The sequence below is a fragment of the Skermanella mucosa genome, assembly GCF_016765655.2.
GTDB lineage: Bacteria > Pseudomonadota > Alphaproteobacteria > Azospirillales > Azospirillaceae > Skermanella > Skermanella mucosa.
This window is the reverse complement of the sequence record NZ_CP086106.1, coordinates 607,501-628,447: the sequence shown is the minus strand read 5'-3', so window position 1 is coordinate 628,447 and position 20,947 is coordinate 607,501. Positions and strand designations below refer to the sequence as shown.

The 20,947-nt window shown below is 65.0% G+C and carries 16 protein-coding genes and 2 rRNA genes (1 of these 18 cut by a window edge); 10 read left to right on the top strand and 8 right to left on the bottom strand.

Annotated elements, in window-relative coordinates; all coding sequences use genetic code 11:
• Positions 1–114: 114 nt before the first annotated feature.
• Positions 115–2,703 (bottom strand): bifunctional aconitate hydratase 2/2-methylisocitrate dehydratase, encoded by a 2,589-nt coding sequence (acnB, locus tag JL100_RS02875; RefSeq protein ID WP_202682790.1) that lies wholly within the window; start codon positions 2,701–2,703, stop codon positions 115–117.
• A gap of 325 nt (positions 2,704–3,028) precedes the next feature.
• Here acnB and JL100_RS02870 point away from each other — a divergent pair, with 325 nt between their 5' ends.
• From JL100_RS02870 to JL100_RS02845, 6 genes are all read left to right on the top strand, one after another.
• Positions 3,029–3,859, top strand: a complete 831-nt coding sequence (locus JL100_RS02870; RefSeq protein ID WP_202682788.1) for an ABC transporter ATP-binding protein — start codon at positions 3,029–3,031, stop codon at positions 3,857–3,859.
• Positions 3,859–5,811 carry a long-chain fatty acid--CoA ligase gene (locus JL100_RS02865; RefSeq protein WP_202682918.1) on the top strand — a complete coding sequence of 651 codons (1,953 nt, stop codon included), beginning with the start codon at positions 3,859–3,861 and terminating at the stop codon, positions 5,809–5,811. Before JL100_RS02870 ends, JL100_RS02865 begins: the two co-directional genes overlap by 1 nt.
• 322 nt (positions 5,812–6,133) lie before the next feature.
• Entirely contained in the window at positions 6,134–7,027 is an 894-nt protein-coding gene (locus JL100_RS02860; RefSeq protein WP_202682786.1) for a branched-chain amino acid ABC transporter permease, read from the top strand.
• Between the two features lie 16 nt (positions 7,028–7,043).
• Positions 7,044–8,111, top strand: a complete 1,068-nt coding sequence (locus JL100_RS02855; protein WP_201077149.1) for a branched-chain amino acid ABC transporter permease — start codon at positions 7,044–7,046, stop codon at positions 8,109–8,111.
• A 63-nt stretch (positions 8,112–8,174) separates the two neighbouring features.
• Positions 8,175–9,443 (top strand): ABC transporter substrate-binding protein, encoded by a 1,269-nt coding sequence (locus JL100_RS02850; RefSeq protein ID WP_407697006.1) that lies wholly within the window; start codon positions 8,175–8,177, stop codon positions 9,441–9,443.
• 70 nt (positions 9,444–9,513) lie between these two features.
• Positions 9,514–10,359, top strand: coding sequence for an ABC transporter ATP-binding protein (locus JL100_RS02845; protein ID WP_407696945.1), 846 nt, complete (start codon positions 9,514–9,516; stop codon positions 10,357–10,359).
• 123 nt (positions 10,360–10,482) lie between these two features.
• On the opposite strand, the gene JL100_RS02840 is transcribed toward JL100_RS02845, so the two are convergent.
• On the bottom strand, positions 10,483–10,719 hold the full coding sequence (locus JL100_RS02840; protein ID WP_202682783.1) for a hypothetical protein: 237 nt from the start codon (positions 10,717–10,719) through the stop codon (positions 10,483–10,485).
• Between the two features lie 155 nt (positions 10,720–10,874).
• On the opposite strand from JL100_RS02840, the gene JL100_RS02835 reads away from it, so the two are divergent.
• The 3 genes from JL100_RS02835 to JL100_RS02825 all read left to right on the top strand — a co-directional run bounded on the left by JL100_RS02835 (position 10,875) and on the right by JL100_RS02825 (position 15,035).
• Positions 10,875–12,110, top strand: a complete 1,236-nt coding sequence (locus JL100_RS02835; RefSeq protein ID WP_202682781.1) for a phenylacetate--CoA ligase family protein — start codon at positions 10,875–10,877, stop codon at positions 12,108–12,110.
• An 89-nt stretch (positions 12,111–12,199) separates the two neighbouring features.
• A complete protein-coding gene (locus tag JL100_RS02830) occupies positions 12,200–14,491 on the top strand; it encodes a histidine kinase dimerization/phosphoacceptor domain -containing protein (protein ID WP_202682779.1) in 2,292 nt (763 codons plus the stop codon).
• A 19-nt stretch (positions 14,492–14,510) separates the two neighbouring features.
• Positions 14,511–15,035, top strand: a complete 525-nt coding sequence (locus tag JL100_RS02825; RefSeq protein WP_202682777.1) for a response regulator — start codon at positions 14,511–14,513, stop codon at positions 15,033–15,035.
• Between the two features lie 57 nt (positions 15,036–15,092).
• Here the strand turns inward: JL100_RS02825 and mtnA are convergent, their stop codons facing one another.
• From mtnA to JL100_RS02805, 4 genes are all read right to left on the bottom strand, one after another.
• Positions 15,093–16,181 carry an S-methyl-5-thioribose-1-phosphate isomerase gene (gene mtnA, locus JL100_RS02820; protein WP_202682776.1) on the bottom strand — a complete coding sequence of 363 codons (1,089 nt, stop codon included), beginning with the start codon at positions 16,179–16,181 and terminating at the stop codon, positions 15,093–15,095.
• A gap of 62 nt (positions 16,182–16,243) precedes the next feature.
• Positions 16,244–16,576: a hypothetical protein gene (locus tag JL100_RS02815; RefSeq protein ID WP_202682775.1), complete on the bottom strand. Its 333-nt coding sequence runs from the start codon at positions 16,574–16,576 to the stop codon at positions 16,244–16,246.
• Between the two features lie 71 nt (positions 16,577–16,647).
• Positions 16,648–17,253, bottom strand: a complete 606-nt coding sequence (locus JL100_RS02810) for a transcriptional regulator (protein WP_202682774.1) — start codon at positions 17,251–17,253, stop codon at positions 16,648–16,650.
• 277 nt (positions 17,254–17,530) lie between these two features.
• Positions 17,531–17,842, bottom strand: a complete 312-nt coding sequence (locus JL100_RS02805) for a hypothetical protein (protein ID WP_202682773.1) — start codon at positions 17,840–17,842, stop codon at positions 17,531–17,533.
• Here JL100_RS02805 and JL100_RS02800 point away from each other — a divergent pair.
• Complete coding sequence (locus JL100_RS02800; RefSeq protein WP_202682772.1) at positions 17,841–18,251, top strand: phasin family protein; 411 nt, start codon at positions 17,841–17,843, stop codon at positions 18,249–18,251. The two genes, JL100_RS02805 and JL100_RS02800, sit on opposite strands and share 2 nt — an antisense overlap.
• A gap of 123 nt (positions 18,252–18,374) precedes the next feature.
• Here JL100_RS02800 and rrf read toward each other — a convergent pair.
• Positions 18,375–18,489, bottom strand: a 5S ribosomal RNA gene (gene rrf, locus JL100_RS02795).
• A 104-nt stretch (positions 18,490–18,593) separates the two neighbouring features.
• Positions 18,594–20,947: ribosomal RNA gene (locus JL100_RS02790) — 23S ribosomal RNA — on the bottom strand; it runs 389 nt beyond the window's last position.

The window sequence follows — 20,947 nt, the reverse complement described above, 5'->3', positions numbered from 1 at the left end:
GATCGCGAGGGTTTCCGCGCTTCGGGACGCGGCGCCCCATGCCTGCGCGCTCCCGAAAAAACGAAGCCCCCGCCGGTTTCCCGGCGGGGGCTGTTGCGCGCGTATCCGATCCGGTCAGGCGACCGCGACCGTGTCCGCGATCTCGCGGAAGGCGGGGATCTGGTCGAAGTTCATGTAGCGGTAGATGTCGGCGGCCTTCTGGTTGACGATGCTGACCTGCTCCATGTACTCGGCCACGGTCGGGATCCTGCCCATCAGCGCGCACACCGCGGCCAGCTCGGCCGAGCCGAGATAGACGCGGGTGTCGATGCCCAGGCGGTTCGGGAAGTTGCGGGTCGAGGTGGACATGGCCGTCGAGCCCTTGCGGATCTGCGCCTGGTTGCCCATGCACAGCGAGCAGCCCGGCATCTCCATCCGCGCGCCCGACTTGCCGAGGACGCTGTAATAGCCCTCCTCGTTCAGGATCATGGCGTCCATCTTGGTCGGCGGCGCGATCCACAGCCGGGTCGGGATGTCGGACCTGCCGTCCAGCACCTTGCCGGCGGCGCGGAAGTGGCCGATGTTGGTCATGCACGAGCCGATGAAGACCTCGTCGATTACGTCGCCCGCGACCTCCGACAGCGGCTTGACGTCGTCCGGATCGTTCGGGCAGGCGACGATCGGCTCCCGGATGTCGGCCAGGTCGATCTCGATGACGGCGGCATACTCGGCGTCGGCATCGGGTTGCAGGAGCTGCGGATCGGCGATCCAGGCCTCCATCGACTTGATGCGGCGCTCCAGCGTGCGGCGATCCTGGTAACCGTTGGCGATCATCCAGCGCATCAGCGTGATGTTGGAGCGCATGTACTCGATGATCGGCTCCTCGTTGAGGCGCACCGTGCAGGCGGCGGCGGACCGTTCGGCCGATGCGTCGCTCAGCTCGAACGCCTGCTCGACCTTCAGGTCGGGCAGCCCCTCGATCTCCAGGATGCGGCCGGAGAAGATGTTCTTCTTGCCCTTCTTCTCGACCGTCAGCAGGCCCTGGCGGATGGCGTAGAGGGGGATCGCGTTGACAAGGTCGCGCAGCGTGACGCCCGGCTGCATGGTGCCGGTGAAGCGCACCAGCACGCTTTCAGGCATGTCCAGCGGCATCACGCCGGTGGCGGCGGCGAAGGCCACCAGGCCGGAGCCGGCCGGGAAGGAGATGCCGATCGGGAAGCGCGTGTGGCTGTCGCCGCCGGTGCCGACGGTGTCGGGCATCAGCAGGCGGTTCAGCCAGGAGTGGATGATGCCGTCGCCCGGCCGCAGGGACACGCCGCCGCGGGTGGCGATGAAGGTCGGCAGCTCGTGGTGCATCTTCACGTCCACCAGCTTGGGATATGCCGCGGTGTGGCAGAAGGACTGCATCACGAGATCGGCGGAGAAGCCCAGGCAGGCCAGGTCCTTCAGCTCGTCCCGGGTCATCGGGCCGGTGGTGTCCTGCGAACCGACGGTGGTCATCCTCGGCTCGCAATAGGTGCCGGGGCGGATGCCCTGCCCGTCCGGCACGCCGCAGGCGCGGCCGACCATCTTCTGGGCCAGCGAAAAGCCCTTGCCGCTGTCGGCCGGGGCAGACGGCAGCCGGAACAGGGTGGACGGCTCCAAGCCCAGCGCCTCGCGGGCGCGGGCCGTCAGGCCGCGGCCGATGATCAGCGGGATGCGGCCGCCGGCCCGGACCTCGTCGAAGATCACGTCGGACTTGACCTTGAACTCGGCGATCACCTCGCCGTCCTTCAGGGCCTTGCCTTCATAGGGGCGCAGCTCGACGACGTCGCCCATCTCCATCCGGGAGACGTCCAGCTCGATCGGCAGCGCGCCCGCGTCCTCCATGGTGTTGTAGAAGATCGGCGCGATCTTGCTGCCCAGGCAGACGCCGCCGAAACGCTTGTTCGGGACATAGGCGATGTCCTCGCCGGTCCACCAGAGCACGGAGTTGGTGGCGGACTTGCGCGACGAGCCGGTGCCGACCACGTCGCCGACATAGGCCACCAGATTGCCCTTGGCCTTCAGCGACTCGAGCTGCCGTACCGGGCCGCGGGCGCCGGGCTCGTCCGGCTCGATGCCGGGGCGGGGGTTCTTCAGCATGGCGAGCGCATGCAGCGGGATGTCCGGGCGCGACCAGGCATCGGGGGCCGGCGACAGATCGTCGGTGTTGGTCTCCCCGGTCACCTTGAAGATGGTCAGGGTGAGGCTTTCCGGAACCTCCGGACGCGAGGTGAACCACTCGGCATCGGCCCAGGACTGCATCACCGCCCGGGCGTTGGCGTTGCCCTGGTCGGCCAGTTCCTTGACGTCGTGGAAGTAATCGAACATGAGGAGGGTCGTCTTCAGCCCCTCCGCCGCGGCCGCGCCGCATTCGGCGTCGGCCAGCAGGCCGATCAGCGGACTGATGTTGAAGCCCCCGAGCATGGTGCCGAGCAGTTCCGTCGCCTTGACCCTGGAGATCAGCGCGCAGGACTCCTCCCCCTTGGCGACCTGGGCCAGGAAGGCGGCCTTGACCTTGGCGGCATCGTCGACGCCCGCCGGCACGCGGTAGGTCACCAGATCGACCAGGAATTGCTCCTCGCCCGCGGGGGGGGCCTTCAGCAGGCCGATCAGTTCCTCGGTCTGCTTGGCGGACAGCGGCAGCGGCGAAATCCCGAGTGCGGCACGCTCAGCGACATGCTGGCGATAGGCTTCAAGCACGGCTAGATCCTCTCTATTAGGTTTATTGCCAGGTTTATTGCAGGACTTCAGCCCCTTGGACTCGATGCCTGCCGACTGTTTTGGCCTGCCGGCAGTTTTGCCGGGCTCTTGCCGGATGCGCGATGAGGCTCTTTGCCGCTGCGCTTCAATGTCCCAAACCAGGCAGGCGCGGTTTTCCGGCAGGGATGCTCTGCGCCCTTGCCGGGAACTTCCGGGTGCAAGCTATTCATCTTGAATTTAGGGAGCCGGTATCGCACCTTGCTGCGCAACGGTCGTACGAACGAAAAAGGTACGCCCAATAAGAACGTGACAGGGAGGACGCGCGGTGAAAGCCGATACGCCCATTTTCGAAGCCCGACATGTGTCGCTGCGGTTCGGCGGTGTGCGCGCGCTGACGGATGTGAGCTTCAGCATCGACAAGGGCGAGCTGTTCTCGATCATCGGTCCCAACGGGGCCGGCAAGACCTCCATGGTCAATTGCATTTCCGGCCGGTACAGCCCGACCGAGGGCCAGATCCTGTTCAAGGGACGGGATATCACGCGGATGACGCCCAACCACCGGGCCGAGATCGGCATCGGCCGCACGTTCCAGAACCTGGCGCTGTTCGGGCACATGACGGTGCTCGACAACATCATGGTCGGGCGCCACCACCTGATGAAGAACAACTTCCTGACCGGCGCGCTGTACTGGTTCACCGGCGCGCGGAAGGAGGAGCTGGAGCACCGCCGCGAGATCGAGGAGATCATCAATTTCCTGGACATCCAGCATGTCCGAAAGGCGGTCGCCGGCACGCTTTCCTATGGGTTGCGCAAGCGGGTCGAGCTGGCCCGCGCCATGGCGCTGAAGCCGGACCTGATCCTGCTGGACGAGCCGATGGCCGGCATGAACCTGGAGGAGAAGGAGGACATGGCCCGCTACATCGTCGATCTGAACGAGGAGTACGGCATGACCGTCGTGATGATCGAGCACGACATGGGCGTGGTCATGGACATCTCCCACCGGGTGATGGTGCTGGATTTCGGCAAGAAGATCGCCGAGGGCTATCCGGAGGAGGTCCTGGCGAACGCGCATGTCAAGCGGGCCTACCTGGGCGAGGCCGACGACGTGCTGAGCGACGAGGACGACGTGGCCGTGCCGGCCGGGAAGGTGGCGTGATGGACGCCGGAACGGTCAACGGGCTGCCCGACCTGTCGCTGTTCGACACTTTCCCGAAGCTGCTCCAGGTCCACGCGCGCAACCATCCGGACGAGGTGGCGCTCCGGGTCAAGGACCTGGGGATCTGGCACAGCCTGAGCTGGAGCCAGTACCAGGCGCGGGTCAAGGGTTTCGCGCTGGGGCTGCACCATTACGGCGTCGGCCGGGGCGACGTGGTCGGGATCGTCGGCGACAACCGGCCGGACTGGGTCTGCGCCGAGATCGCCGCCCATGCCGTGGGCGCCATGAGCCTGGGCATGTACCGGGACGCGCTGGACGAGGAGATCGCGTATCTCGTGACCTACAGCGACGCCAAGGTCATGTTCGCCGAGGACGAGGAGCAGGTCGACAAGCTGCTGGAACTGGGCGACCGGATCGCCACCGTGAAGCTGATCGTCTACAGCGACCCGCGCGGCATGCGGAAGCATTCCGACCCGCGGCTGATCTCCGTGACCGAGCTGATGCACCACGGCGACGCGGTCGCGTCGGAGTTTCCCGGCCTGTACGACGAGCTGGTGGCGGCCGGACGCGGCGAGGACGTGGCGGTGCTGTGCACCACGTCGGGCACGACGGCCAACCCCAAGCTGGCGATGCTGCCGGCGGGGCGCGTGATCCGGCACTGCGCCAGCTACCTGGACGTCGATGCCAAGGGGCCGCGCGACGAGTATGTCTCGGTGCTGCCGCTGCCCTGGATCATGGAGCAGGTCTATGTGCTGGGGAAGGCGCTGCTGAGCCGGATGACCGTGAACTTCGTCGAGGAACCCGAGACGATGATGCACGACTTCCGCGAGGTCGGGCCGACCTTCGTGCTGTTCGCCCCGCGGGTGTGGGAGCAGATCGCGGCCGACGTGCGCGCCCGGATCATGGACGCCTCGCCGCTCAAGCGGCGCCTGTACGAGTACGGGATGAAGGTGGGGCTGGAGGCGCTGGACAAGGGCAAGCGGTCCTGGCTGGCCGACCTGCTGCTGTTCCGCGCGCTGCGCGACCGGCTGGGATTCTCCAACCTGCGCTCCGCCGCGACCGGCGGGGCGGCGCTGGGGCCGGAGACCTTCCGCTTCTTCATGGCGATGGGCGTACCGTTGCGCCAGCTCTATGGGCAGACCGAGACGCTGGGGGCCTATACGATCCATGCCCAGGGCGACGTGGATTTCGACACCGTCGGCAAGCCGTTCGGCAAGGACATCGAAGTCCGGATCGACAACCCCGACCACAACGGCGTCGGCGAGATCGTGACCCGGCACCCCAACATGTTCGCGGGCTATTTCCGCAACGAGGCGGCGGGGGCGGCGGATATCCGCGACGGCTGGATGCATACCGGAGACGCCGGCTATTTCGACAAGCGCGGGCATCTGGTGGTGATCGACCGGATCAAGGACATCGCCACCACCGGGCGGGGCGACCGGTTCTCGCCCCAGTACATCGAGAACAAGCTGAAGTTCAGCCCCTATGTCGCCGAGGCGGTGATCCTGGGCGACCAGCGCGACTATCTCGCCGCGATGATCTGCATCCGCTTCCCGATCGTGTCCAAGTGGGCGGAGAAGAACCGGATCTCCTTCACGACATACACCGACCTGTCGAGCCGGCCGGAGGTCTACGAGATGATCCGGCGCGAAGTGGAGACGGTCAACGCGACCCTGCCCGAAGCCCAGCGCATCGCCAAGTTCCTGCTGCTCTACAAGGAGCTGGACGCCGACGACGGCGAGCTGACCCGGACCCGCAAGGTGCGGCGCGGCGTGATCGCGGAGAAGTACGGGACCATCATCGACGCGATCTATGCCGGCCGGCCCAGCATCGACGTGGACACCACCATCGCCTTCCAGGACGGCACCAGGCAGCGCATCCGGACGGTCCTGAAGGTGGTCGACCTGGTGCCGGGGAGCAGCGCGCCGGCCTCTCCGAAGCGGGCGGCGTGATGGGGAGGCAATTGCAATTTCGGGGGAGTTCGGGTAGAAAGAGGCTGCCGGGAGGTGTTCAGCTCACCCCCCGGCGCCTCCTAGGCCCGAGTCACGAGAAGGCGGATGGAAATCCGCCAGATCCTGAGATCGAGCCACAGGAGTGTGGATGTCCTTTTCATCCCTGTGCTCCTGAGTTGGCCGGCCGGGCCTATTCCCGGCCGGCACCTCGGACCGTACCCCATACGATAGAGTTCTTCGGTAGCGCGCGTGCGGCGATAGTGTCGCAACCGCTTTCCAACGATTCCAAGAACAAGAACGCGGCTTGGGAGGGAACCTCGCCATGAACTGGGACCTGCTGTTCCAGCTCGTCGTCAACGGCATCATCGTCGGCGCGCTGTACGGCGTCGTGGCCATGTCGTTCGTGCTGATCTACAAGGCGAGCCAGGTGGTCAACTTCGCCCAGGGCGAGTTCCTGCTGATCGGCGCCTGGGCCTGCTGGTGGCTGCTGACGACATACCAGATCCCCTTCGTCTGGGGCTTCCTGATCACGCTGGCCTTCATGATGGCGTTCGGAGTCATCCTCCAGATCGTCGTGCTGCGGCCCATGATCGGGGAGCCGATCATCTCGGTGATCATGGTCACCATCGGGCTGTCGATCTTCTTCCAGGCGCTGATGAAGTGGATGTTCGGCGTGTTCGCCAAGCCCTTCCCGCCGATCTTCGAGACCGAGTCGGTCAGCGTCTTCGGGCTCCAGGTTCAGACGGTCTACCTGATGAGCCTGATCATCTCGGTGATCATCATGGCCGGGTTCGGGTATTTCTTCAAATTCTCGAAGATGGGCCTCGCCATGCGGGCGACAGCGTTCAACCAGCAGGTGGCGCAGTCGCTGGGCATCTCGGTCCGCAACGTCTTCGCGCTGAGCTGGGCGATCTCCGCCATGGTGTCGGCGGTGGCCGGCGTGGTGGTCGGCACGGTCAACGGCGTGTCGTCCGCGCTGTCCTTCTTCGGCATCAAGGTATTTCCGGCGGTCATCCTGGGCGGGCTGGACAGCATCGTCGGCGCCGTGATCGGCGGGCTGATCGTCGGGCTGCTGGAGAACGTGGCGCACTTCTTCGACAGCCAGTTCCTCAACTGGGGAAACATGTACGAGATCGCGCCCTTCTACGTCCTGATCATCATCCTGATGATCAAGCCCTACGGGCTGTTCGGCACCAAAGACATCGAACGCGTCTGAGCGGAGCGCCCGAGACATGACCACGCTGATTCCCTGCGGCGACTTCAAGACGACCTACTCCGCCGACACGACCATCTTTCCGACCACCACCAGCCGCAACATGGTGATCCTGGGCATCGCGGTGCTGTGCCTGGCGCCGCTGGTGATGGACCGGTACCTGCTGAGCCTGCTGATCCAGATCGGATACCTGGGGATCGCGGCGCTTGGGCTGAACATCCTGGTCGGGTTCACCGGCCAGATCTCGATCGGGCACGCGGCCTTCTTCGGGTTCGGGGCCTTCAGCTCCGCCTGGCTGGTGTCGAACTTCGGCGTGCCGGTGTTCTTCGCGATCCCGCTGGCCGGGGTCATGACGACGGCGGTCGGCATGGTGTTCGGCCTGCCGGCGGCGCGGCTGAAAGGGCTCTACTTGGCGATCGCCACGCTGGCGGCGCAGTTCATCCTCCAGGACTTCTTCGCCCGGGCCTCCTGGTTCTCGGGCGGGGTGGCGGGCACGCTGACCGAGCCCTTCTCGATCTTCGGAGTCACCTTCGACACCGACGAGAGCTATTTCTACGTCGTGCTGGCCTACGTGGTCGTGATGTACATCCTCGGCACCAACCTGATGCGCACCCGCGACGGGCGGGCGCTGGTGGCGGTGCGGGACCATTACCTCTCGGCGGAGATGATGGGCATCAACCTGACCAAGTACCGGACCCTGTCGTTCGGCATCTCGGCCTTCTATGCCGGGATCGGCGGCGCGCTCTACGCCCACTATCTCCAGTTCGTCTCGGTCGAGGGCTTCACGATCCTGTTCTCGATCCAGTTCCTGGGCATGATCATCATCGGCGGGCTGGGCTCCATCATGGGATCGCTGATGGGCACGGCCTTCATGGTGCTGCTTCCGGAAAGCATGCAGTGGCTGACCGACGCACTGGCCGGAAGCGCCATCGACCGGGCGCTGGACCTGAGCAACAGCCTCGCCTTCCTGCGCGAGATGGCGATCGGCGCCGTGATCATCCTGTTCCTGATCTTCGAGCCGGACGGGCTGGCCCACCGGTGGCACCAGGTCAAGGCCTACTGGAAGCTCTACCCGTTCTCCCACTGACCGGGTCCGGATAACCATAATCAACAACCACAAGAAGAGTATGAGGAGGCTGACCCCATGAACATGAAGAGCGTCATCCTGGCCGCGACCGCGGCGATCGCCCTGGCTTCCCCGGCCCTGGCCCAGGTCAAGGTCGGGCACCTGGCCGACTACAGCGGCGCCACGTCCGACGTGGGCGTTCCGTTCGGCCAGGGCGTGGCCGACGCGCTGGCCTACATCAACAAGACCGGCGGCGCCGGCGGGACCCAGATGGGCGTCGAGACCTTCGACTACGGCTATCAGGTCCCGCGCGCGATCTCGCAGTACAAGAAGTGGTCCGGCCGCGACAAGGTCGTGGCGATCCAGGGCTGGGGCACGGCCGATACCGAGGCGCTGATCACCTTCATCGCCAAGGACGAGATCCCCTACTTCTCCGGCTCCTATGCCGGGCAGCTGACCGACCCGAACGGATCGGGCGAGAAGTCGACCAAGGCGGCGCCGTACAACTTCTTCTACGGCCCGTCCTATTCGGACTCGCTGCGCGCCATGCTGCAATGGGCGGCGGAGGACTGGAAGGCCAAGGGCGGTTCGGGCAAGCCGAAATACGTCCACATGGGCGCCAACCACCCCTACCCCAACGCGCCCAAGGAGGCCGGCGAGGAGTTGGCGAAGGAGCTGGGGTTCGAGGTGCTTCCCGCCGTGCAGTTCGCGCTGACGCCGGGCGACTATACCGCCCAGTGCCTGACGCTGAAGGACAGCGGCGCCAACTATGCCTACCTGGGCAATACCGCGGGGTCCAACATCTCGGTGCTGCGGGCCTGCGACACGGTCGGCGCCAAGGTGCAGTTCATGGGCAATGTCTGGGGCATGGACGAGAACGCCATGAAGGCCGCCGGCAAGGCCGCCGACGGCGTGGTCTTCCCGGTCCGCACCGGCGTGGTGTGGGGCGGAGAGGCGCCGGGCATGCAGACGGTCCGGGAAATCTCCAAGGTCTCCGACGCGTCGGGCAACGCCTATCGGCCCGTCCACTATATCAGCGGCATCTGCTCCGCCTTCTACATGAAGGAGGCGATGGAGTGGGCCGCCAAGAACGGCGGCATCACCGGCGCCAACATCAAGCAGGGCATGTACCAGAAGAAGGACTGGGTGCCGGCCGGCATGGAAGGGGTCTGCGTCCCCTCGACCTGGACGCCGGACGACCATCGCGGCACCACCACCGTGGCGATCTACCGCGCCAAGGTCGGCGGCGCCACCGAGGCCTCGGTGGACGAGCTGGTGAAGGCGGGAACGATCAAGCTGGAGAAGGTCACCAGCGTCGACCTGCCGCGCAAGAAGGAATGGCTGGGCTGGTAAGCAGCATCCGGCCCGACCTGCGCCGGGACGGTCCTCCCGTCCCGGCCTCCTTCACTACTGGATTGAGGCCATGACCGCCGTCATCGACGCCAACGCCGCCCCCGCGCCGGCCGCAGCCGCGGGCAAGCCGGCCCTGCTTTCCGTCAACAATATCGAGGTCGTCTACAGCGACGTCATCCTGGTCCTGCGCGGCCTGAGTCTCCAGGTGCCGGAAGGCGAGATCGTGGCCCTGCTGGGCGCCAACGGGGCCGGCAAGTCCACGACGCTGAAGGCGATCTCCGGCCTGTTGAAGACCGAGGACGGCGCGGTCACCCGGGGCGACATCAGCTTCAAAGGGGAGCGGATCAACGGGATCGATCCGGACCAGATCGTCCGCCGAGGCATCTTCCAGGTGATGGAAGGCCGCCGCATCGTCTCCGACATGACCTGCCTGGAAAACCTCCGCCTGGGCGCCTTTACCCGGCGCGACAAGGGGGTCAAGCAGGACATCGAGATGGTCTATGAATATTTCCCGCGTCTGAAGGAGCGGACCGGCCTCGCTGGATATCTCTCGGGCGGCGAGCAGCAGATGCTGGCGATCGGCCGCGCGCTGATGGCGCGGCCAAAGCTGATCCTGATGGACGAGCCTTCCATGGGCTTGTCGCCGCTGCTGGTGAAGGAGGTCTTCTCGATCATCCGCCAGATCAACCGCGACCTGGGAGTCACCATCCTGCTGGTCGAGCAGAACGCCCGCATGGCGCTCCACGCCGCCAGTTACGGCTATATCATGGAGTCAGGCAAGGTCGTGCTCGACGGCACGGCGGAGGAACTGGTCAACAATGAGGACGTGAAGGAATTCTACCTCGGCGGCGGGGGCGAGGAACGGCGCAGCTTCAAGAACCTGAAGAGCTACAAGCGCCGCAAGAGGTGGCTGTAGCGTGACGCTGCGTTGGTTTTCGCGTTGTAAAAGTGAAAATTTTTGCCACAGATGAACGGCGATGGAAAAGATCATCTTTTCCATCGCCGTTCATCTGTGGCCCGAAAACAGTAAATCAAGAACTCAGTCGGCGCACCCTTGCTCTTCGCAAAGCTCCTGCCCGGCCAGCCAGCGGCGCTGGAAGCTGGCGGCGTCGTCGGGGTGCTGGAACTCCAGGCCGAATTTTCGGCGGCCCAGCCCGTCGGTCGTGTTGAAGCTGAGGAAGCGGCCGGTGATGCTCTGCTCGGCCCATCGCAGGATGGCCTTGCGGGTCGGAAGGTCGGGGACTTCCGAAAACTGAACCGTCGTCCAATCCCCCATGGCACCCTCCGGCACTTGACCACAACCTCTTGTAGAACCATACGATCAACCCGGGATCGTGGTAAAGAGAAAACAGGTGCGACTTTATGAATAGTATGCGACACCCGGGTAATAGGCAGCGCTCGTAAAGCTTTCATCGAATAAGAGGGCACCCGATGGCCAACAACTTCCATGACGATCTGGAGACCCGCTCGGCCGACGAAAGGGAGGCGTCGCTGCTGGCGGCCTTGCCGGAACAGATCCATCTGGCCCAGCGGCGTGCCCCTGCCTATGGCCGCATCCTGGGCGGCATCGACGCCATGGCGGTGACCACATGGGAAAGCCTGGCCGCCCTGCCGGTCACCCGCAAATCGGACCTGACAGACCTTCAGGGGCGGGAGCCGCCGTTTGGCGGGTTCAGCGCGGTGGCCCCGGGGGAGCTCGCCCGGATCTTCGCCTCGCCCGGCCCGATCTTCGATCCGGAGGCCCGGCGGACGGATTACTGGCGCTTCGCGCGGGCGCTGTTCGCCACGGGATTCCGCGCCGGCGACGTTCTGCACAACTGCTTCTCCTATCATTTCACTCCGGCCGGCTCGATGTTCGAGAGCGGCGCCCACGCGCTCGGCTGCGCGGTGTTTCCCGCCGGCACCGGTAATACGGAACTTCAGGTCCAGGCGATCGCCGGGGTCCGGCCGGCGGGCTATGCCGGCACGCCCGACTACCTGAAGGTGATCCTGGAAAAGGCCGACGAGCAGGGCGTCGACCTGTCGTTCCTGAGGCTCGGCCATGTCACCGGCGGCGCCTTCATGCCTGACGTCAAGCGCTTCTACCGGGACCGCGGCCTGGAGGTCTTCCAGAGCTACGGCACCGCCGACCTGGGCTTGGTCGCCTATGAAACCGCCGCCCGCGACGGGCTGGTGCTGGACGAGCACGTGATCGTCGAGATCGTGCGCCCCGGCACCGGCGACCCGGTCGCCGAGGGCGAGGTCGGGGAGATCGTCGTGACGGTGCTCAACCGCGACTATCCGCTGGTGCGCTTCGCGACCGGCGACCTGTCCGCCTTCATGCCCGGCACCAGCCCGTGCGGGCGGACCAACCGGCGCATCCGCGGCTGGCTGGGCCGCGCCGACCAGACCACCAAGGTCAAGGGCATGTTCGTCCATGCCGGGCAGGTCGCCGAGGTCCTGAAGCGGCACCCGGAATGCCGGCGCGGCCGCCTGGTGGTCGATCGGGCCGAGGGGGCCGACACCATGACCTTGAAGGTGGAGGCGCCGTCCGATGCCGACGCCGGCGCGCTGGCGGCCAGCCTCGCGGCCGTGACCAAGCTGAAGGGCTCGGTCGAGATCGTGGCGCCCGGCAGCCTGCCCAACGACGGCAAGATGATCGACGATCTACGCAAGTACGATGGGTAGGCCTTTGGGCAGAGCGGGCGGCTTGGCTTGAACATGGCGGCATGCGGCGTGTTATTGTATGTCGCGCTTAGAACCCTGTCCGGATGAGCATGTACTCCTCTCACCGTCCTGAAGCTTCCGGTGCCGCCAGCCGGCCTTCCCCAGAACTCGACCGTAACGGAGCCCGCACCCTGGTCGAACGGCTGGTATCCGCCGAAGGCGTCGACCTGACCCCGTGCGAGCGCGAACCGATCCACATTCCGGGCGCCATCCAGCCGCATGGAGCGCTGCTGGCGTTGAACCCCGCGGATCTGTCGCTGGCCGCCTACAGCGCCAACGCGCCGGACCTGTTCGGCGTCGCCCCCGGCGATCTCCGCCACCGGCCACTGGCCGAACTGGCCGGCGCCGATCTGGCGGACCGGATCCGCGGTGCGCGGGATGCCGGCGACCTGGACGGAGCCAATCCTTTGCGCACCGCCTCGGTGCTCCCGGGTGGCGGTGCCCTCCTGGATTACGCGGTCCATGCCCACGGCGGGTTCGTCATCGTCGAAGCGGAGCCGGCCGGAAGTTCCGACACGGCCCCCGCCATGCTGCCGCGCACCATGGTGCGCCTGCGCGATGTCCGGTCGCTCGCGGAATTGGGCCGGCTCACGGTGACCGCCATCCGGGAACTGACCGGACTGGAGCGGGTGCTGATCTACCGCTTCGACCCGGAGTGGAACGGCGAAGCCATCGCCGAGGACAAGGTCGCGGACCTGGAACCCTCGCTGCTGGGCCTGCATTTTCCGGAATCGGACATCCCCCGCCAAGCGCGCGACCTTTATGCGCGCAACCACAGCCGTTTCGTTCCGAACCGCGACGCCGACCGGATCCCGCTGGTGTCCGTGGGGTCGCGAGACGGGTCGCAGCCGCTCGACCTGACCTTCGCCCGCCTGCGCGCCCTGTCGCCGGTCCATCTGGAGTATCACCGGAACCTGGGCGTCAACGGCTCCATGTCGGTTTCGGTGATGAAGCACGGGCGGCTCTGGGGGCTGGTGATCGGGCATCACCGCGAGCCGCTGCTGATACCGCCTGGCGTCCGGACCGCGGTCACCCTGCTGGTCGACGCCTTCGCCATGCGCCTGACAGAGGTGGAAACCACCGCCGACTGGGACGAGCGCCAGGCTCATGTGGAGATCCACGCCCGGCTGCTGGAGCAGATGGCCGGCGCCGACGATTTCGTCGCGGCGCTGACCCACGGCCCGGTGACGCTCGACCGCCTGTTCGACGCGGGCGGTGCCGCGGTGATCCGCGACGGGGAGGTCCGGCTCGTCGGCGAAACGCCGCCGCCCGAAACCGTCCTGGAGATGGCCGAGGCGCTGCGCCGGCGATCGGACGCCGGACACCCGGTCGGGACCGACCATATAGCCGGCATTTCTCCCCGGTTCGCCGAGCATTCGAACATCGCCAGCGGCGCGCTGGCGGTTTTCCTGGGTCCCGACCAGGCGAACGCGCTGATGTGGTTCCGGCCGGAGGTGACCAGGACGATCACCTGGGGCGGCGACCCGAACAAGCCCGTCAGCCTGGACGCGGAAAGGACGCGCATCCTGCCGCGCCGCTCCTTCGAGCGCTGGACCGAGCGGATGCGGTGCTATTCCCAGCCATGGCCGTCCTGGACGCTGGAGATCGCCCACAGTCTGGGCCATGCGATCGACGAGGTGATCGTCCGCCACCAGCGCAAGCTTGCCGAACTCAGCGCCAAGCTCCGCGAGATCGAGGCGCTGGCGGCCGAGAAGGACGGTCTGCTGGTCCAGAAGGACATGCTGATGCGGGAAGTGAACCACCGCGTCAAGAACAGCCTCCACATGATCGCCAGCCTGCTGTCGCTGCAAGGCGACGGGATCGACGATCCGGACACGAGGCGCCAGTTCGCCGACGCTCACAATCGGGTCTCCACGGTCGCCCAGCTGCACCAGCGGCTCTACCAGACGGACAAGCTGCAAAGCGTCGAATTCGACCAGTACCTGTACGGGCTGTGCGACGACCTGTCGAACTTCATGCTGTCGGAAGGCGAGGAATATCAGCTGGAGGTCCGGGCGGACCCGGCCGAGCTGTCGACCGACCGCGCGATCCCCCTGGCCCTGATCGTGAACGAACTGGTCACCAACGCCTTCAAGTACGCCTATCCGCCCGGAGCGGACGGCACCATCCGGGTTTCCTTCGTCCGGCAGGAGGGGGGCGGGTATGTCCTGACCGTAGCCGACCACGGCGTCGGACTGCCCGACGATTTCGAGCCGTTGAATGGTGGCCTGGGAATGACCATAGTCAGTTCACTATCGCTCCAGTTGGCGGCCAAGTTCTCCTATGGTGCGACCGACGAGGCGGGAGGCGCTCGATTTACCGTCTCCCTGCCGCCTACTTAACATGATACGTGAGCGTAACTTGGCAACCACACGCTTCCAGCGGGGGTTCGAACTGATGCAGCCGGCGATCGACTATCGGGTCAGCGGACTGGGCAGCCTGGGCGGCGGCTCCACGCCGCCCGTTGCCGGGCGGAACGACGGCAACCGGAAAGCCGGCACGGGGCTCCAGTTGCTGCTGGTCGAGGACGAGGCGATAACGGCGCTGGCCCTGAAGCGCCTGGTGGCGCGGCTGGGCTATGGCGTGTGCGGCGTGACGGCGACGGCCGAGGACGCCATCCGGCTTGCCGGGGAAGTCCTGCCCGACATGGTCCTGATGGACATCCGGCTGGCCGGAGAGATGGACGGCATCTGGGCGGCGCGGGAGATCAGGACCCGGTTCGGCATCGGATCGATCTTCATGACCGCCAACAACGATCCGGCGACCCGCGCGCGGGCCGAGGGAGCCCTGCCGCTGGGCTTCATGGACAAGCCCTATTCGCCCATGACGGTGAAGACCACGCTACGCACCGCGGCCGAGCATCTGGGGCCGATGACCCGGAACTGATGCTCCGGGATCGAAGGTCGGCCCATCAACGTCCGAAACTCCGCGATTTCCGGCGCTTCAGGATGTGGGGAACAAGCTGCGCAGACCCTCGCGCGAGGCCGGGCAGACGCCGCGCTCGGTGATCAGCCCGGTGACGAGCCGCGCCGGGGTGACGTCGAAGGCGTAGTTGGCGACCGGGCTGCCTTCCGGCGTGACGGTGACCGTCTCGATCCGTCCATCCGCCGTGCGTCCGGTCAGGGCCGAAACCTCGGAGCCGTCCCTCTGCTCGATCGGGATCTGCCTGACGCCGTCCTCGATGGTCCAGTCTATGGTCGGGGACGGCAGCGCCACGTAGAACGGCACGCCGTTGTCGTGCGCCGCGAGGGCTTTCAGATAGGTCCCGATCTTGTTGCAGACGTCGCCGCTCGCGGTGGTCCGGTCGGTTCCGGTGATGCACAGATCGACCATGCCGTGCTGCATCAGGTGACCGCCGACATTGTCGACCACCACCGTGTGCGGCACGCCATGGTGATTCAGTTCCCAGGCGGTCAGGCTGGCTCCCTGGTTGCGGGGCCGGGTCTCGTCGACCCAGACATGCAGGGGGATGCCTTCCTCGAACGCCTTGTAGATGGGGGACAGCGCCGTGCCCCAGTCCACCGTGGCGAGCCATCCGGCGTTGCAGTGGGTCAGGACGTTGACCACCCTGCCCCCGGCCTTCTCCGACGCCTGCCGGATCAGGTCGGCGCCGTGGGTGCCGATCGATTCGTTGAACGCCACGTCCTCGTCGCACAGGGCCGCGGCTTCGTCATAGGCCGCCGCGGCGCGGTCGGCGGGCGCCAGTTCGGCGAGGCGCCTGCGCATCCGCTCCAGCGCCCAGCGCAGGTTGATCGCAGTCGGGCGGGTCTCCAGCAGGCGGTCCGAAGCTTGCGACAGGGATTTGTCGTCCGGCGCCTCCCGAGCCGCCAGGGCCATGCCGTAGGCCGCGGTGGCCCCGATCAGCGGCGCTCCGCGCACCAGCATAGCGCGGATCGCGTGCGCCGCCTCCTCGACCGTCGTCAGGCGGGCGATCGCGAAATCATGGGGAAGGCGCGTTTGGTCGATGATCTCCACCGACCAGCCGTCGTCGGCGAGCCAGATCGTCCGGTATGGTCTGCCGTCGATTTTCATGTCCGTCCCCTCTCCGTTTACGCCCGCCCTGCCGACCGCCCGCCCACAGTCCCGGCCAAAGGTCAGGCGTCGATCAACCCGCGGTCCCTGGCCAACAGCATGATGCCCACGTCCCGCCAGCACCCGACAAGCTCGGTCTTGCCGTTGATACCGCCGCCCGGGTGGCGGCGGACATCGTAGCCGCGCTCCAGGCAGAATTCGACGACCTTCTCTCGCCCGACCTGGCTGTCGAAGTCGTCGGCCGCCTCCTCCCACGCGTCGCTGGCGCAGTCCGGGCAGGCCGAGAAGAGGTCTTTCAGGACCCGCTCCAGCCGCTCCTCATATGCCGCGCTGAACCGGTCCAGACCGGGCTCTTCAAGCTCCCGGGCATGGTCTGCAACCCGAATGACCTGCATGCTTTCGTTCCTCGTGCCATCAACAAAGCTCGGATCACCGGCAAGAACGGAACGGGGTCGGATTTGTTTCCTCAGGCTTTGTGCGGCTGGGACGAACGCAGTTCATGATAGCGCCTGATGAAAGCGGCCATGGCATCGTCGGGTCCAAGCGGCACGATGGGACTGGGCGAGGGAGCCGGCAAATCCCGCCAGTTGACCCGATGGGGAGCGCAGAGGTCGCGAAGCTCCGTCGCGAGGCTGCGCTGGTCGGCGAGCTTGACCGCGTCATGCTGGGGATGGCTGAAGCCGAATCGGGCGGCGAGCGCCACCTTCAGCGGCTCGATGGCGGCCTTGATCGCGTCGCGGCCGATCCGGACCTTCCACGGCGTCGGCCAGTCGCCGGTGAACGCCTCCTCGCTGTCGTGCATCAGGGCTTCGTACTCGAATCCATGGGGCGCCAGCTCGCTCGCCAGCACGCAGTGCTGGGCGACGCTGTAGAAAGCGCGGGTATTGCCGACGAACCGGCACTGATAGGCCAGCGGCCGAGCGATATCCTCGATCTCGAAACGGCTGAAATCCGGCTGCTCCAGATCCAGCGTCCGGCCGGAATAGGTCAGCATCACGGCTGTCGCCTCGGGGATGTCGAGCAGGTCGAGCTGGTCGGGATCGGAGGGGCGTCTGGGACGGCGCGGCGGCATGGCATGGACCTTGAGCGGGTAAACGACTCCAGGCTAGCCGTTCGGGGTTTCCAGGCCAACGGTGGATAGCAGCCATTCCGCCTTGAGGGAACCGGGCCAGAAAATAGGTAAAATTTTGAAAAATGCCTATATATTTTTCGTTAGTCTGCAAAAGTGCTGGTTTTCAACGATCAAAAGGATGTTCTTCCAATCTGCGGTGAATAGGCTTAGACCGCCAAGTCTATACAAATCGATATATTAACATTTAAACCCAGTTTGTCACACGAACACTGCTCCATTATTCCAGTGCTGCTGCCAATGCCATGTTAATCTGTCGCCGCGCTCCGGATGCGGCCGCGTACACCGGGGCGCCACTACTCAAGAAATGTCGATGACCAAACCGGCTAAGGAGTGAGGAGATGGCTGCGGATAAGGAAAGGGCTGCGACCGTCGCAGACGCCGAGGAAAGCAGGATAATCGAGGCATCGAAGAACACGCTCCGGTCCGTCAGAGAGGCGGGAAAGGAGGCGGGTGACAAGTCGATGGATTCGGCCGTCCAGCTTGTCGGAGAATCGTCGGCTCGGATCGGCAGGATGCTCGACTTTTCCATGAGGGTATCCGAAGAAGCCGCGAAGCAAGCCACCCTCAACATGGACGTGCTGATGAGATGCGGCACCATCGTGACGGAGGGTTGGCAGGCCATCATGCACGAATGGATCAATACGACCCGTGAGACCGCGCAGAAGAACATGAGCGATCTTGAGGAGCTCATGAACTGCCGATCGGTCGATGCGCTCCTGTCCTGCCAGAGCAGCATCCTCCGGGACCGGATCGAGACCCTGCACAACAGCAACATCCGGATCTCCGAGGTTTCCACGCAGATCGCGAGCGACACGGCGAAACGGATCAGCGAACTGACGAGCAGCCTTGGGGGCAGCCTGTCCCTGATGGACGAAGCCGGCCAAAGCCTGCGCAAGGCGGGCGCCGAAATGGCCCGGATCGACCAAAGCGCGGACTGATCGCCGGTCAGTATCCGTGAACGACATCAGCGCCGCCCGGGTTACCGGGCGGCGCTGAGCGTATCCGCATGGGAGAATTCGTGACGGTTGGTCCTGCCTTGGAGGCGTCCGGGCGGTTGGTGGACCTGGCGGCGACCTACTCTCCCACGTCTTGAGACGCAGTACCATTGGCGCGGAGGGTTTTCACGGCCGAGTTCGGGATGGGATCGGGTGCGGGCCCCTCGCTATGACCACCAGGTCGACCAAGCGCCCGGGTGCCTTGAGGCGGGTGATGAGGATGCGATGCGTCTTCGACGGATGCTTTGTTCTGCGGGCTTGCTGCTGCGCATGACGCGCCGCGTTGGGATCAAGCCGATCGAGCGATTAGTAAGGCTTAGCTTCACGCGTTGCCGCGCTTCCACACGCCTCCTATCGACGGGATGGTCTATCCCGGCTCTCGGGGAGTGCTTGTTTTGAGGGGGGTTTCCCGCTTAGATGCTTTCAGCGGTTATCCCGTCCGCACTTAGCTACCCGGCGATGCGGCTGGCGCCACAACCGGTACACCAGAGGTGCGTCCATCCCGGTCCTCTCGTACTAGGGACAGCGCCTCTCAGCACTCCGACACCCACGGCAGATAGGGACCGAACTGTCTCACGACGTTCTAAACCCAGCTCACGTACCACTTTAATCGGCGAACAGCCGAACCCTTGGGACCTGCTCCAGCCCCAGGATGTGATGAGCCGACATCGAGGTGCCAAACCTCCCCGTCGATGTGGACTCTTGGGGGAGATCAGCCTGTTATCCCCGGCGTACCTTTTATCCGTTGAGCGATGGCCCTTCCACGCGGGACCACCGGATCACTATGGCCGACTTTCGTCTCTGCTCGACTTGTCGGTCTCGCAGTCAGGCTGGCTTATGCCATTGCACTCGTCGAGCGATTTCCGACCGCTCTGAGCCAACCTTCGCGCGCCTCCGTTACTCTTTGGGAGGCGACCGCCCCAGTCAAACTCCCCGCCATGCAGGGTCCCGGCTCCCGGTTCAGGGAGCGCGGTTAGATGCCAGAGATCCCAAGGGTGGTATTTCAAGGATGGCTCCACCGGAGCTGGCGCCCTGGCTTCAAAGCCTCCCACCTATCCTACACATGGGAACCCTGGCACCACTGCAAAGCTGGAGTAAAGGTGCACGGGGTCTTTCCGTCTGACCGCGGGTACTCCGCATCTTCACGGAGAATTCAATTTCGCTGAGTTGGTGTTGGAGACAGCGGGGAAGTCGTTACGCCATTCGTGCAGGTCGGAACTTACCCGACAAGGAATTTCGCTACCTTAGGACCGTTATAGTTACGGCCGCCGTTTACCGGGGCTTCAGTTCGGAGCTTGCACCCCTCCCTTTAACCTTCCGGCACCGGGCAGGCGTCAGACCCTATACGTCGTCATGCGAGACTTCGCAGAGCCCTGTGTTTTTAGTAAACAGTCGCCACCCCCTGGTCTGTGCCCCCCGCCCCTGCTTGCGCAGGAACGGGGCCCTCTTCTCCCGAAGTTACGAGGGTAATTTGCCGAGTTCCTTCAACACCATTCTCTCAAGCGCCTGGGTATACTCTACCTGTCCACCTGTGTCGGTTTCGGGTACGGTCTTGTCGGCAGGGCTGTTTCCAGGAACCCCTCCAGCGCACGGCCAATCCGATAAGGCCGTACGCACTTCGGGATTCGTCACCTCTGCCAGGCCCTGGAATATTAACCAGGTTCCCATCGACTACGCCTTTCGGCCTCGCCTTAGGGGCCGGCTCACCCTGCGCGGATTAACCGTGCGCAGGAACCCTTGGACTTCCGGCGAGAGTGTTTCTCACACTCTTTGTCGCTACTCATGTCAGCATTCTCACTTGCCATACCTCCAGGCAACCTCACGGGTGCCCTTCATCGGCCTAGGCAACGCTCCGCTACCGCGCACTTGCGTGCACCCGCAGCTTCGGTGGGTGGCTTGAGCCCCGGTACATTTTCGGCGCAGGCCGGCTTGTCTAGACCAGTGAGCTATTACGCTTTCTTTAAAGGATGGCTGCTTCTAAGCCAACCTCCTGGTTGTCATGGCCTTCCCACATCCTTTCCCACTTAGCCACCACTTGGGGACCTTAGCTGGCGGTCTGGGCTGTTTCCCTCTTGACGATCGACCTTAGCACCGACCGTCTGTCTGCCGGACTGTGCTCCACGGTATTCGGAGTTTGGTTAGGTTTGGTAAGCGGTGAGGCCCCCTAGCCCATCCAGTGCTCTACCCCCGTGGGCAATCATCCGACGCGCTACCTAAATAGCTTTCGCGGAGAACCAGCTATTTCCTGATTTGATTGGCCTTTCACCCCTAGCCACAGGTCATCTCCGACTTTTTCAACAGGCGTGAGTTCGGTCCTCCAGTGCGTGTTACCGCACCTTCAACCTGCCCATGGCTAGATCATCAGGTTTCGGGTCTAGAGCATGCAACTCAAGCGCCCTGTTCAGACTCGCTTTCGCTGCGCCTCCACCTACCGGCTTAAGCTCGCTGCATACTCTAAGTCGCTGACCCATTATACAAAAGGTACGCCGTCACGGCACAAGGCCGCTCCGACTGCTTGTAGGCATCCGGTTTCAGGTCTGTTTCACTCCCCTCGTCGGGGTGCTTTTCACCTTTCCCTCACGGTACTGGTGCACTATCGGTCACTGAGGAGTACTTAGGCTTGGAGGGTGGTCCCCCCA